The organism is Stenotrophomonas sp. PA-6-5C, from assembly GCF_021605635.1.
Classification (GTDB): domain Bacteria; phylum Pseudomonadota; class Gammaproteobacteria; order Xanthomonadales; family Xanthomonadaceae; genus Stenotrophomonas; species Stenotrophomonas lactitubi.
In genome coordinates this window covers 63,128-76,092 of the sequence record NZ_WKEE01000021.1, presented here as the reverse complement: position 1 = coordinate 76,092, position 12,965 = coordinate 63,128, and the positions used below count along the sequence as shown (strand labels likewise).

11 protein-coding genes are annotated in these 12,965 nt (G+C 66.5%); 6 read left to right on the top strand and 5 right to left on the bottom strand.

Going from position 1 to position 12,965, the window contains the following annotated elements; translation table 11 throughout:
* Positions 1 to 269, top strand: a 269-nt coding sequence (locus tag GIW57_RS11270) for an integrase core domain-containing protein (protein ID WP_236510769.1), incomplete at its 5' end; no start/stop codon positions are given.
* A gap of 273 nt (positions 270 to 542) precedes the next feature.
* Positions 543 to 3,068, top strand: a complete 2,526-nt coding sequence (locus tag GIW57_RS11265) for a sulfite reductase flavoprotein subunit alpha (protein WP_236510766.1) — start codon at positions 543 to 545, stop codon at positions 3,066 to 3,068.
* Positions 3,069 to 3,154: 86 nt separating this feature from the next.
* On the opposite strand, the gene GIW57_RS11260 is transcribed toward GIW57_RS11265, so the two are convergent.
* Positions 3,155 to 5,692: a methyl-accepting chemotaxis protein gene (locus GIW57_RS11260; protein WP_236510763.1), complete on the bottom strand. Its 2,538-nt coding sequence runs from the start codon at positions 5,690 to 5,692 to the stop codon at positions 3,155 to 3,157.
* 206 nt (positions 5,693 to 5,898) lie between these two features.
* On the opposite strand from GIW57_RS11260, the gene GIW57_RS11255 reads away from it, so the two are divergent.
* On the top strand, positions 5,899 to 6,624 hold the full coding sequence (locus GIW57_RS11255) for a hypothetical protein (protein WP_236510760.1): 726 nt from the start codon (positions 5,899 to 5,901) through the stop codon (positions 6,622 to 6,624).
* Between the two features lie 53 nt (positions 6,625 to 6,677).
* Positions 6,678 to 7,511 (top strand): arylamine N-acetyltransferase, encoded by an 834-nt coding sequence (locus GIW57_RS11250; RefSeq protein ID WP_100462225.1) that lies wholly within the window; start codon positions 6,678 to 6,680, stop codon positions 7,509 to 7,511.
* Positions 7,512 to 7,543: 32 nt separating this feature from the next.
* Here the strand turns inward: GIW57_RS11250 and GIW57_RS11245 are convergent, their stop codons facing one another.
* The gene (locus GIW57_RS11245) at positions 7,544 to 7,927 is read right to left on the bottom strand and encodes a VOC family protein (protein WP_329605755.1); all 384 of its coding nucleotides are present in this window, start codon (positions 7,925 to 7,927) and stop codon (positions 7,544 to 7,546) included.
* A 53-nt stretch (positions 7,928 to 7,980) separates the two neighbouring features.
* Here GIW57_RS11245 and GIW57_RS11240 point away from each other — a divergent pair, with 53 nt between their 5' ends.
* Positions 7,981 to 8,697, top strand: coding sequence for a transporter substrate-binding domain-containing protein (locus GIW57_RS11240; RefSeq protein WP_236510755.1), 717 nt, complete (start codon positions 7,981 to 7,983; stop codon positions 8,695 to 8,697).
* Between the two features lie 36 nt (positions 8,698 to 8,733).
* On the opposite strand, the gene GIW57_RS11235 is transcribed toward GIW57_RS11240, so the two are convergent.
* The 3 genes from GIW57_RS11235 to GIW57_RS11225 form a co-directional block, all read right to left on the bottom strand.
* Complete coding sequence (locus tag GIW57_RS11235) at positions 8,734 to 9,636, bottom strand: LysR substrate-binding domain-containing protein (RefSeq protein WP_236510752.1); 903 nt, start codon at positions 9,634 to 9,636, stop codon at positions 8,734 to 8,736.
* 243 nt (positions 9,637 to 9,879) lie between these two features.
* Positions 9,880 to 10,434 carry a GIY-YIG nuclease family protein gene (locus tag GIW57_RS11230; protein WP_236510749.1) on the bottom strand — a complete coding sequence of 185 codons (555 nt, stop codon included), beginning with the start codon at positions 10,432 to 10,434 and terminating at the stop codon, positions 9,880 to 9,882.
* Between the two features lie 67 nt (positions 10,435 to 10,501).
* Entirely contained in the window at positions 10,502 to 12,052 is a 1,551-nt protein-coding gene (locus GIW57_RS11225; protein ID WP_236510747.1) for an alkaline phosphatase, read from the bottom strand.
* 120 nt (positions 12,053 to 12,172) lie between these two features.
* On the opposite strand from GIW57_RS11225, the gene GIW57_RS11220 reads away from it, so the two are divergent.
* Positions 12,173 to 12,961, top strand: coding sequence for a serine hydrolase (locus GIW57_RS11220; protein ID WP_236510744.1), 789 nt, complete (start codon positions 12,173 to 12,175; stop codon positions 12,959 to 12,961).
* The last annotated feature ends 4 nt before the right edge of the window (positions 12,962 to 12,965 follow it).

Sequence of the window (12,965 nt, the reverse complement as noted above, 5' to 3'; positions counted from 1 at the left end):
GGCGGCAATACACCAGCCACGCGATGGCCGAGATCCTGCGCGACAACGGCATCACCCAGAGCATGAGCCGGAAGGGGAATTGCTGGGACAACGCGGTGGTGGAACGGGTATTTGCCACCCTCAAAGGCGAATGGCTGTACTCCAAATACCCCACTCGACAGGAGGCTGCAGCAGACATCGAACAATTTGTGAACTGGTACAACCACCGTCGGCTGCACAGTGCCAACGGCCTTGTGCCACCTGCGCTCCACGAAGCGCAGGTGGCCTGAACGCCCCTTGAGAGTGTCCAGAAGTACTTGACCACCACAGGTTCACGGCGTCCCCCGCAACCGGACCCACCCCGCCATCCCACAGGAACCCGGCTTTTGCCGTTGCCGTCGCCGTTGCCGTTGCCGTTGCCTTGGCCTCGGCGGGTGCAGGGCGCAGCCCTGCCGGCAAACCCTCCTTGACCGCAGCGGCCCGGGACCCGGAGAATTACGAGATTAATTCTCATTTGCTGTTGCGCAGGATGCGGGCGGCAGCCTCGACGGCCCTCGATCCCGATGTTCAAGAACGTCCTGTTCCAACTGCACTGGCTGCTGGGCATCAGCGCGGGTGCCATCCTGGCCGTGATGGGCCTGAGCGGTGCGGTCCTGTCGTTCGAGGATGAGCTGCTGCGTGCGGCCAACCCCGGTTTCGCCGCGATCGCCGAACACCATGCCGACAACCAGCAACCGCTCGCCTTGAGTGAACTGGTGCCGCTGCTGCAGGCGGGCAGCGAGCGGCCGCTGCAGCGTCTGCGGGTGGATGCCAGCGGCCAGCGGCCGTCTGTCGCACGCTTTGCCGGTGGCAAGGACCACTGGGTGTATTTCGACCCCTACAGCGGTGAGCGCTTCAGCGCGCTGCGCGGACAGGCTTTCTTCGATTTCGTCGAGGACCTGCACCGCCATATGGTTGCCGGCGAGCGCGGCTCGTGGATCACCGGCAGCTGTGCGATCGCCCTGCTGTTCTTCACCCTGTCCGGGTTGTACCTGCGCTGGCCACGTCGCTGGCGGCAGTGGCGCAGCTGGTTGGCCGTGGAGTGGGCACGCACGGGCCGCGGCTTCCTGTGGAGCCTGCATTCGGTGATCGGTACCTGGGTGCTGCTGATCTACCTGATGAGCGCGCTGACCGGGTTGTGGTGGTCGTTCGACTGGTACCGCAACGGGCTGACCCAGCTGCTGGGTGTCGCGCCCCCCGCCAAACACAGACTCGCCACGGATCTGTCCCTGGATCTGCACAATGTCGAGGCCACGCTGTATGCGCTGCCCGGTGTGCGCCAGGGCTTCATCGACCTGCGCCTGCCGGAGAAGCCCGGCCAAGCACTCAATGTGCGGGTGATGTCGGCGGATCCCGCGCAGCGCGGCGGCCACCATGATCGTGCGCACGACCTGCTGCAGCTCGACCCGGCCACCGGCGCGGTTCTCGACGCTCGCCCGTACGCACGCCAGGGTGCCGGCGGCCAGCTCACCACCAGCATGTTCGCCCTGCACTCGGGCAGCTTCTTCGGCATGCCCGGGCGCATCGTGGTGATGCTCAGCAGCCTGGGCATGTGCCTGTTCTTCATCACCGGCTGGCTGTTGTACCTGGACCGCCGTCGCGGCCAGCGCGCCGCGCGCGCACTGCGGCAGACCGTTCCGGAAGCAACACCCCACGCCGCAGGCATACCGTGGCTGGTGGTGCATGCCAGCCAGAGCGGCCTCGCCGAACAATTGGCCTGGCGTGCGGCAGCACAGCTGCAGGCGGCCGGCCACGGGGTGCAGGTACTGCCGCTCGCGCGCGTGACTGCCGCGCAGCTGCAAGCCACCACACAGGCGCTGTTCGTGCTCAGCACCTTTGGTGATGGCGAGCCCCCGGACAACGCACGGCGCAGCGCGCGCCAACTGCTGGCACAGATGCCGGACCTTTCCGGGCTACGTTACGGCATGCTCGCGCTGGGCGACCATCAGTACGATCAATTCTGCGGATTCGGCTTGCAGGTGGACGACTGGCTGGCCCGCGCGGGCGCGCAGCCGTTGTTCGCACGCATCGACGTCGATGCTGCTTCGGTGGTGGCGCTGCGGCAGTGGCAGCTGCAGCTGACTGGGCTGACCGGCATCGACACCGATGACAGCGTGTTGCCAACGGCCACGGTGATGCACGACTGGCGTCTGCTCGGCCGCACCCTGCTCAACGCCGGCAGCGTCGGTGGCCAGATATGGAAGATTCGCCTGGCACCGCCGGCTGATGTCGATTGGCAGGCCGGCGACATCCTGCATATCGCACCACGCCACGATGCGGGGCATGTGCACACTCTGCTGCGGGCGCATGGCCTGGATCCCTTGCAACCGGTACTGATCGACGGCAAGACGAAAACGCTGCTGGACCTGGCCAGCGAGCAGGTGCTGCCCGAACCCGGCAGTGCAGTGCAGGTGCAGGATGCAGGCCTGTGGTTGTCAGGCCTGCCAACACTGCCCGGGCGTGAATACTCCATCGCCTCATGCGCCGCCGATGGCGAGGTGGAACTGGTGGTCCGGCTGCTCCACAACGCAGCAGGTCGCGCGGGGCTGGGCTCGGGCTGGTTGGCGCTGCATGCGCCGTTGGAGGGTGGGATTGCGGCCCGCGTGCATCGCAACCCGGGCTTCCATCGGCAGCCAGGCACGCCGATGGTACTGATCGGCAACGGCACCGGCATCGCCGGCCTGCGCAGCCTGCTGCGCGAAGCTGCGCATCACGGTGAGCACGGTCATTGGCTGCTGTTCGGCGAGCGCCAGCGCGCGCACGACTTCCTGTTCGCCGAGGAAATCATCCGATGGCAGGCTGACGCGCACCTGCTGCGGTTGGATCAGGCGTACTCGCGTGATATCGACGATGGCAGCTACGTGCAGCATCGCCTGCGCGCTGCGGCGGATGAACTGCACACGTGGCTGGCACGCGGTGCAGTGATCCATGTATGTGGCTCACTGCATGGCATGGCCGAAGGCGTGGACCAGGTGCTGCGCGAGGCACTGGGCGATGAAGCGGTGGAACTGCTGCTGGAAAGCGGACGTTACCGGCGCGACGTGTATTGAGTCCGTTCGCCGGGCACGGCCCGGCGCTACCCGTCATGGGTTTCAACGGTAGCGCCGGGCCATGCCCGGCGAAGGCGATCAGGCCATCACGCCGCCGCCCGCGCCCGGCGCTCGGGCTGTAGTCGGAACGCTGCCACCGCTTCGGCCAGCGCCTGCACCTGGGCCTGCATCTGCGCGGTCGATGCGCCAGCCTCTTCCACCAGGCTCGCATTGCGCTGCGTGCTGGCCTCCATCTGCACGACCGTCTGGTTCACTTGGGCGATGCCCGCATGCTGTTCATGCGAGGCACTGCGGATACCCGCCAGCAACCCGGCCAACTGCTGCACGCTGCTGACGATCTCGTCCATCGTGGTGCCCGCCTGCTCGGCCTGCGTACTGCCCTGGCCCACCCGTGCCACCGAGTCCTCGATCAGTCCCTTGATCTGCTTGGCCGCATCCGCGCTGCGCTGGGCCAGCAAGCGCACTTCGGCCGCCACCACCGCAAAGCTGCGACCCTGCTCGCCTGCACGCGCCGCCTCCACTGCCGCGTTGAGGGCCAGGATATTGGTCTGGAACGCGATGCCATCGATCAGCTGGATGATGTCGCCGATGCGCCGCGACGACGCGCTGATGCCCTGCATGGTGGCCACCACCTGGCCGACCGCAGTGCCGCCACGCTCGGCAACCTTGGCGGCGTCGCGCACCAGTCCGTCAGCACGCCCCGCGGCGTCGGCATTGCGGCCAACGGTGTCAGTCAGTTCATGCATCGATGCCGCGGTTTCCTCCAGGTTGGCCGCCTGTTGCTCGGTGCGCTGGGAAAGATCGTGATGGCCAGCAACGATCTCGCCCACGCCCACATCCAGGCGCACAGTGGCCTGCTGGATACGGGTGACGATGTGGCCCAGCTGCGCGACAGTGGCATTGGCATCGTCACGCATGCGGGCGAACACGCCCTGCAGGTCGCCCTCCATGCGCACGCTCAAGTCACCGCGTGCCAGTGCGGCCAGCAGCGCCTGCAGGTCGCCCAGATTGGTCTCGAAAGTGGACAGCAGGCGATTGATGCTGGTCGACAGCGTGCGTACGAACCCCTGCTTGCCGTCCAGCGCGATGCGACCCTGCAGCTCGCCATGCGCTGCCGCATCGACCAGCGCCGCCACTTCGGTTTCCAGCAGCGTTTCCAGCGCGCGGCTGCGCCACTCCACCGCGACACCAAGGAAGTGATCGTCCTCGACGATGGCATTGGCGATCAACTGATACCGGATACCGTCGTGGCCGATCTCACGCTCTTCGCGCTGACGGACACCGATCAGTCCCGCCAGCGCCGGATGCAGGCGGACCGCGTCGCTGCCGAGCAATGTCTCTGCGGGAAGCGCCAGCAGCTGCAGCAACGCCGGGTTGGCGTACGCCACCTGCCCTTCCGCATCAACCACCATCAGGCCGGTCTGGGCGCTGTCCAGCGCCTGCCGTACGCGCGTGTTGCCGCGTGCCACCGCGCGTTCGGTCTCGGTGCGTGCACGCAGGCGCTGCTGCATGTCGACCAGACGCTGCGCGAGCTGGCCGATCTCATCGTTGGCGTTGTGCACGCGCAGCGTGGTGTCGAGCCGGTCATCCGCGATATCGCCTGCAAAGCGCAGGGTGTCCTGGATCGGTCGACGCACCGCGCGCACCACCAGTACCAGGCTGGTGATCAGCACGCCGGCCACCAGCAGCAGGGTAGCCACGAACAGCACGCTGGCCATCCTTGCACCCGATCGCTGGCGCAGTTGTGCCTGTTCCAGTGCTGCAACCTGGGCCTGCTGGAAGGCGGCCAATGCCGGGCCCACGGCCGCCGCGGTCTCCAGCAGCGACTGCGCCTCCACGTCCAGGCCGACGCGCGCGGCGGTATAGCCCAGCAATGCAGCCTGGTAGGCCTCCATGCCATTGCGTACGCGTTCCTGCACGTCGGCGGGCAGGCCGGCCAACGCCAGGTCGAAGGGCAGCTTTTCTTCGCTGGCACGATCGGCGTGGGTGGAATCGCCATCGAGCAGCAGCAACGCTTCCTGACGACGCATCCGCTGCACATGCAGGGACAGCGCTGGGCGCTCCAGCGCATCCACCTGCGTCTGCAGTGCGTCGGCGGCCTGCTGCAGCTGTGCGGCCAGACCAGCGTCGCCGCGTCCCATCTCATCCACGCGCTCGAACAACGCGGCGATGCCCTGTGAGAATGCATCGACGGCCTCGGTCATCGCCTGCAGCACCTTGCGCCGGCCCGCGTCCATCGGCATGCCACGCAACGCCTGCAGGTCCTGCTTCAACATCTGTTGCGTGGCCAGCAACTGGCTGCGGTCCGCATCATCGAAACTGCGCGCATACTGGGTCTGCAGACGCCGGGCCTCGGCCACCCGGGCTGCCAGCGAAGCGACGCGGTCACTGCCGTGCTGGTAGCTGGCCTGGTCGCGGGCCGACTGCGTACTCGCATGGCTGGTCCAGGCGTGGACGGCGGCGATGGCCACCAGGCCCAGGCTGCAGACCAGCAGGGTCGCCTTGAGCTTGTCGGCGACGCTGAGCCGATGGGGCTGCAGCCAGCGCAGCAGGCCAGGGAAACGGGAACGCAACCCGACAACGCGGCTACGCAGGGACCCAAGGTGGGGAACGACGGCCGACATGACAGACTCCAGGCGGAAGGACGCACCTGTATCGACCGGTTGCAGAAGAACTTTAGCGCCGTTTTTCAGCGCCGGGCCAGCCTTGCGATTTGTACGGCGGGCAAGCGACGAGGCGATGACAAAGCAGATGTTCATTTCTCAACTGCTGAGAATCACAGCTGATAGAAAGGCATTTCATACAGCCCTAGCCCGGAGCAATCGCAAACATGCTCAGCAGCACAGTGCTCGCCCAGATCCAAACCCTTGGCATCCCCGTCGGGATCGGCGCTCTCGTAGTTGTCCTTGCGCCTGTCTTGCGCTGGTTCCTAGGTCCCCCAATGGATAGCTTCCACCGATGGAGGGAATCAAAGCACCGGGATCGCGAGTACTTCCTGAAGATTGCCGATCAGTCGGAGAATGATCTGGAAGCAAGTTGGGTAAGGGAGTCTTTGCTGCAAGAGGCCTTTCGGCAGCGCCATGGCTTGCTCGTCGAACGCGAGGAGCGACTGGTTTACTCCAGTCTCATGCGCCGCTACTCACCAAGCATCAAATGGCGCCATATCAGAGGCATCAGCACGCTGGCACGGCGCAGCGAGGACGGCACTGGCATCGAGTTTCATATGCCTTCACGTGAACGCCGCTGGCGATACATCGCTGCAACGGCCGGTACCGTCTTCTATCTGTTCGGAAGTTTCCTCCTGTTGGAAGGCCTTCTTTCCGCCATGCACGGCTCTTGGGCGGGAATCGTTGTGGGCGTGCCGATAGCAGTAATGGGCGCCGTTACAACCCGCGTATCCCTCTTTGCGATGCAGAGCTACGATGCAATTGGAAGGACCATCCGCGGCAAGGAGCGCGAGGAGTTCATGCTGATTCCAATCCCTGAACCTGGTAGTCAAAGAGATCGCCTCACCCAGAAAGTCTCATTAGAGGCAACACCGCGCCGCCGCGCTTGACCTCAACCCCGGTTGCGGTAGCACAGTGGAGGCCCCTGCCCGTGGTGCCTGCCATGTCCGTCGACGTCTCCCGTTACCTGCAGCGCCTGCAGCTGGATGCCCCACCACCGCTTACCCTGGCCGGGCTGACCCTGCTGCAGCAGCGCCACAACGCCCTGCTGCCGTTCGAGACCCTGACCAGCCTGCTGCGCGACGCGGTCGCCATCGACCTGGACAGCGTCCAGCACAAGCTGCTGCACGCGCAGCGCGGTGGGTACTGCTTCGAGCTCAATGGCGCGTTCCTGGCCCTGCTGCAGGCCCTGGGTTTCGATGCGCGACCACTGAGCGCGCGGGTGCTGCTGTCGGCTGCAGAGGGCGAGCTGACCGCGCGTACGCACCTGCTGCTGCGGGTGCATCTGCTGGGCGAGGACTGGCTGGTCGATACCGGCTTCGGCAGCCTGACCCCGACCGTGCCACTGCGCCTGCATGAGACCGCAGTCCAGGACACACCGCATGAGCGCTACCGCGTGCAGCGGCTGGAGGATGGCGACTACATGCTCGCCTCTGAGGCCGGTGACGACTGGCGGCCGCTGTACCGTTTCGACCTGCAGCCACCGGCGCCGATCGATAACGAAGTGGGCAACTGGTACGTGTGTACGCATCCGCAGTCGAGCTTCCCTGGCCAACTGCGTGCATCATTGACCGGACCGGATTGGCGACGCACCATCGGCAGCGGCAACTACACCGAATATCGCCCGGGCCATGTGCCGGCCAAGCGCCCGCTGCGTGATGTACAGGACGTGCGCGAGGTGCTGCAGCAGGGCTTCGGCATGCGCCTTCCGGACGATCCGCGATTGGATCCGGCCATCGCCGACTGGCTGCAGCGGTCGCGGGCCGCGTCCGTGTAGCGCCACGCGATGTTCGGCTGCTGACCTCTGGGCTATGGGGTTACGGGCGCCTGCAGGGCGATCCGGTTGCCCTCGCTGTCGCGGATCTCGGCCACCCGCCAGTCCCCGGCCACGTCCGGGCCGAAGCACAGCACCGCGCCAGCCTGAAGGGCACGCTGCAGGCTGTCATCCAGATCGTCCACGCCCAGGTAGATGCGCGGGCCCTGCTCCGACGGCAGGTAGTCCGCGCCGTGCACCAGCGCCATGCTGGCACCCGCGTCCCTATCGTTGAATGGCAGGTACGCCATCCGGCAGTCATGGACGGTGATCGGCGTATCGATGTCCACCTGCAGCCATTGCCGGTAGAACGCCATGGCACGGTCCAGGTCGGCAACGGGAACTTCAACGTGCAGGATGGGATTCTCTGCACAGCACACGATACGGCCACAGGTGGCATGCTGGGCAGCCCGACACCGAGCTGGAACCGCGCATGTCCCTGGCCCATCACCGCCACGCGTTGACCCCGCTCGGCTACCTGCGCGTTGCCATCAACCTCGGCAACCCGGTGCTGGCCCAGGGCGATGCCGATGCACCACGCGGGCCATCGGTGGAACTGGCCACCGCGCTGGCACAGCGGCTGGGTGTGCAGCCCCGCTTCAGTTGCCACGACTCGGCCGCATCGGTGGTGGCAGCGGCGAGCGACGATGCGTGGGACCTGGCCTTCCTGGCGGTGGACCCGGCGCGCGCCGACCGCATTGCCTTCAGCGCGCCCTATGTGGAGATCGAAGGCACCTATCTGGTGCGCGATGACAGTTCGGCACGACGGGTGGCAGACCTTGATCGCGACGGGCTGCGCATCGCAGTGGGCCGCGGCGCCGCCTACGATCTGTTCCTCAGCCGTGAGCTGCGTCAGGCCACGATTGAACGCGCCGATACTTCGGCCGCCGCCATCGCACTTTTCGACCAGCAGCGGCTGGATGCAGCGGCCGGCGTACGCCAACCCCTGCAGGCCTGGGCACAGGCACACCCCGGCCATCGCGTGCTGGCAGATCGTTTCACCGTCATCCAGCAGGCAGTCGCAGCGCCCGTTGCACGGCCCACGGCAGCGTTGCAGGCACTGTTCACGGAAGTGCAGGCGATCAAGGCCGGGCCGCTGCTGGGCGAGGCCTTCGCACGCGCCGGGCAGGCGGTCACGCTGCTGCGCTGACGCGCACGCCACAGCATCGCGCCTGCGCGACGGGCGCTACCCCGCGTCTGCGGCCTGCATGTGCCGCACGTGCTCGGCGGCCTGCGCGTGCAGCCATTCGCGGAAGGCCAGGAAGCCACGGTGGCGTATCGAGCGCTGCGGGTACACCAGCCAATGCGGCCATGCGGTTTTCAGGCGCAGGTCCGACAACGCGACCAGCTGGCCGGAATCCAGCAGCAGCCGCGCCCGCGTGACCCGTCCCAGCGCAACACCAACGCCATCCAGCGCCGCGCGATGGTGGGCCTCGGAATCATCCAGCACCGCCACGTACCGCGCGGGTGGGCGCTGCCCGATCAGCGCGAACCAAGCGCCCCACGCACCGTCGGGGTCCCCCAGTAGCGGCCACTGCGCCAACGGTAGGTGGCCGATGCCGCCCATGCGCTCGATCAGTGCCGGGCTGGCCATCGGCAGCAGCCATTCGTCGAACAATGGTTCGACCACCAGCCCCGGCCATTGTCCGCTGCCCAGCCGCAGCGCCGCATCGAACTGCAGTTGCCTGTCGAAGTCGATCAATCGTTCGCTCGATTGCAGATTGATTTCGATCTGTGGATGCGCCGCCACGAAATTGCCCAGCCGTGGCACCAGCCATGCGCTGGCCATCGACGGCACGGCACTGAGGGTGAGCACATGCTCGGGTCGCGCGGCGTAGGGCTGGAAGGCGTCGTTGATCGCATCCAGATGGGGCCCGACCTGCTCCAGCAGCCGCTGTCCTTCCAGGGTCAAGGCCACACCGCGTGCCTGCCGGATCAGCAGCGGCTGGCCCAGGCGTTCCTCGAGCTGTCGCATCTGATGGCTGAGCGCACTGACCGTCAGGTTCATCGATGCGGCGGCGCGGGACAGGTTGCCCAGTCGTGCGGCAGCGACAAAGCCCTGCAGGGCATGCAGCGGTGGGCGGGACATAAGCCTTGAATTCCTCTCAAGTCGACCTTGCGGAAATGTCGCTTTTTGCGCCCCCATGCTGCCCGTATCGTGCATTCCACTCAAGTGGAGGCACGATCATGAACATCTTCAGCGGTCTGTTGTTCCTGCAGGGTCACGTGACCAACGTTGCCCTCGCTCAGCGCCTGGCCGAACCGGTTCCCGCAGCGCCCGATGCGCGCCAGGCACCGCGGCCGGCCAACGTCCCGGCCACCTCGGGAAGTGTCACCAGCCGCGCTGCAGGTGCTCCGGCAACCACGGCTCCGGATCGATAGCGAGCGCGCGATACGCATCGATGGCTTCGCGCAGTGCGGCCACACCGACCGGCGTGCGCAGGCTTTCCTCTTCCGGCACCTGCGCTGCGGCCCAGTCATGCAGCCGGTCCAGACGCTGGACCATCGCCGCCCGCAGCCACGGCCGCAGCGAATAGGTGCGATAGCCCTGCTGTGCCAGCGCGTGCACAGCCTCGGCCAATGCGGCGTTGGCCCCGCGCACCCATTCGGTGCGCCCACCGGCCTTGTCCTGCACCGTCATCGGTGCCGGCGCACGATGCAGCTTGAAGGGCCGGCGCAACTGCAGTTCCAGGTCACGCGCATCCCGCTCGGATTCGGCCTCGACCAGCGCACCCGCTTCCAGATCGAAGAACTCGAACCAGCGCCGATGCAGCGCACTGATCCGGCCCAGCGGATCGCGCGAGAAACCAATCTTCGCGTAGTCCTCCCAGGCACAGGGAAAGACATAGGCGAACACGCGGCCATCAATGCGGATGTCGGAATCCATCAGCTCACGATGACGATGCCCGCATGTGCGGAACGTGCAGGCGTCGTGCAGGCGGGTGCCCGGCCGGTCAACGTCGCTGCAGCGCTTCCTGTATCGCGGCGGCCACATCGGTGTTGTCGATGTAGCTGCCGTCGTTCAAGCACACATGCTGGCGATAACCTTGGTCGATGCCGCGCACGCGTTTGCCCAGCAGTTCGGCGCCGTTGCCCTTGGCCCACAGTGGCACCAGGCCGTTTGAATGGTTGCCGGTAGGGCGGAAGCTCATGCCCGGCATGCGCCCCCGGCCATGGTTGCGTACCGGCTCGAAGGCCACCTGCTGTGCATCCGGGCCCATCGGCATGCTGTTGTCGTGGTCGGTGGTGACAATCAGCAGGTTGCGCTCCCAGCCACCGTTCTCCTCGATCCACGCCATGACCGCCGACACGGCATCGTTGAACTCGACGGTCTCTTCGATCAGACGGCCAAACTGCGGCTGCCCGGTGCAGGCGCCGTAGTGCCATTCAGTGCCGCAGGCGCTGGTGTGCGCTGCCCAGTCGGTGGCACCGCCTTCAATCATCAGGAACAGGCCCTTACTGGAGCGCTGCTGCAGGAACTGCAGCGCGCCGCGGGTCATCGTCGCCAGGTCCGGCACGCTGTCGATCTTCTTCACTCCCGATGGTGCGCTCGCGTCTTCACCCAGCACCTGCAGCTGGCGCGCCTGCTGCAGGGTGTTGGCCACGCGCGGTACACCGATCAGCGGCCGGTCGGAGGGCATCAGGCCCTGCGCCAGTGCAACGAACTCGGCCTTGCTGCGGATCAACCGCCACGGCCCCGATGGATTTCCGGCAATGGCCGTGCCCGCCTCAAGCTGCTGCCAATCCTGCTGCGACACCCACTCCCACGGGTTCCCGCAGCCCTCGGCCACCGGGCTCTGCGGCCCGTCGACGCAGGCTCGTCCATTGACGCTGTAGCCGGGGCCGCCGGCACCCATCACAAGATCCATGTGGCCCTGGGCCAACATCTGGTGGGAAATCTGGTGATAGCTGTTGCGTGATTCGGCCTGCGCAGCGAAGGCAGCCGGCGTGGCATGCGCGAACGGCACCGAGGTCACCACGCCGGTGGCCATGCCCAGGCGTTTGGCACGCAGGGTGTTGAACTCCACCGGTACACCGTCATTGTCGACGTTGATGGCGTTGTTGTAGGTCTTCACTCCCGAGGACAGCGCCGTGCCGGCCGCCGCGCTGTCGGTGGCTACCGCAGCCAGATACTGATACCCAGCGAAGGGCAGATCCGCCGCAGGCACGGGCGTGGCGTCCCATGCCTTCTGCGCGTCGTAGCCGAGAGTCTGCGCCGCATCGTGCGTAGGCTGGCTGCTGGCGTTGAGCGGGAACGTTGTCACCGCCAGCCGCTGCGGGAAGTCGGCATAGGGGGCGCCCTCGCGGCTGCCGTATTGCCAGTAGGCGGCGGCGTCCCAGGTACCCCAGCCGGCGCCATCATTGATCATCACGATGACGTTGTGCGGCCGTCCCTGCGTCGGTTCCGGCCTGTCGGTGCGTACCTCGTTGTGGCAACCGGCGATGGCAACCAGCGCGGTGAGGAAGGCCGGTCGCAACCAGCGCCCCAGGATCGTTTCTTTCATCAGCAGTTCCGGCAGGAAGGAGGTGATCCGGCTTTAGTTGCTACGTTATATCATTTCAATATTTCAGAAACAGTCATCCAGCGCGGGCGCGCGCCGTTACGCTGTCGCCGTATGCAGTCCATGACTTCTTCCCGTTCCCCTGTTTCATCGATCACGATCGATGCTCTCTCCCTCGAGATCCTCCAGCAGCAGCACGCCGAGCTGCGACGACCGCCGGCCTCGCTGACCAAGCTGATGACGGCCTACACCGCGTATGACCTGCTCGCGCAGTCGGGCGGTTCGTGGTCGGACACGATCGCCATCGATCCGCGCGACGTACACGACGTGGCCGACGATGAAACGCGGATGGGCCTGGTGCCCGGCGAACGCATCGCCCTCGGCAGACTGCTGGAGGGCCTGATGGTGGTTTCCGGCAACGATGCCGCGCTCGCCCTGGCCCGTCACCTGGCTGGATCGCAGGCGGCGTTCGCGCAGCACATGAACAACCACGCGCGGGCGCTGGGCCTGCACGATACGCACTTCATCTCCGCGTCCGGCATCACTACCCCGGGCCATCTGTCGACTGCACGCGACATGGCGATGCTGGCCGCCCACCTGCTTGCCCGCTACCCCGTCCTGCTTGCGATTACCGCACAGCGCAGCTTCGCGCACCGCACCCTGCACAAGGCGAACCAGAACGCCCTGCTCGGCGAAAACGGTGTGGATGGCTTGAAGACCGGTTACACCCAGGCTGCAGGTTTCTGCCTGGCGGCCACCGCCCGTCGCAGGTGCGCTGGGCACGCCCTGCCACTGCGCCTGATCAACGTGGTGCTGGGCGCTGATTCCCGTGCGTCGCGCGATGAGCAGGTGCGGGCGCAGCTTGATGCAGGCTTTGCCCTTGCCGCGGCGGCCGAGGCCCAGCGTGTGTGACGGG

Coding starts and splice junctions, on each gene's coding strand:
- GIW57_RS11260 (WP_236510763.1), bottom strand. CDS start 5,692: ATGTCGGCCGTCGTTCCCCACCTTGGGTCCCTGCGTAGCCGCGTTGTC.
- GIW57_RS11225 (WP_236510747.1), bottom strand. CDS start 12,052: ATGAAAGAAACGATCCTGGGGCGCTGGTTGCGACCGGCCTTCCTCACC.
- GIW57_RS11250 (WP_100462225.1), top strand. CDS start 6,678: ATGTCCGTCGACGTCTCCCGTTACCTGCAGCGCCTGCAGCTGGATGCC.
- GIW57_RS11255 (WP_236510760.1), top strand. CDS start 5,899: ATGCTCAGCAGCACAGTGCTCGCCCAGATCCAAACCCTTGGCATCCCC.
- GIW57_RS11265 (WP_236510766.1), top strand. CDS start 543: ATGTTCAAGAACGTCCTGTTCCAACTGCACTGGCTGCTGGGCATCAGC.
- GIW57_RS11220 (WP_236510744.1), top strand. CDS start 12,173: ATGACTTCTTCCCGTTCCCCTGTTTCATCGATCACGATCGATGCTCTC.
- GIW57_RS11235 (WP_236510752.1), bottom strand. CDS start 9,636: ATGTCCCGCCCACCGCTGCATGCCCTGCAGGGCTTTGTCGCTGCCGCA.
- GIW57_RS11240 (WP_236510755.1), top strand. CDS start 7,981: ATGTCCCTGGCCCATCACCGCCACGCGTTGACCCCGCTCGGCTACCTG.
- GIW57_RS11230 (WP_236510749.1), bottom strand. CDS start 10,434: ATGGATTCCGACATCCGCATTGATGGCCGCGTGTTCGCCTATGTCTTT.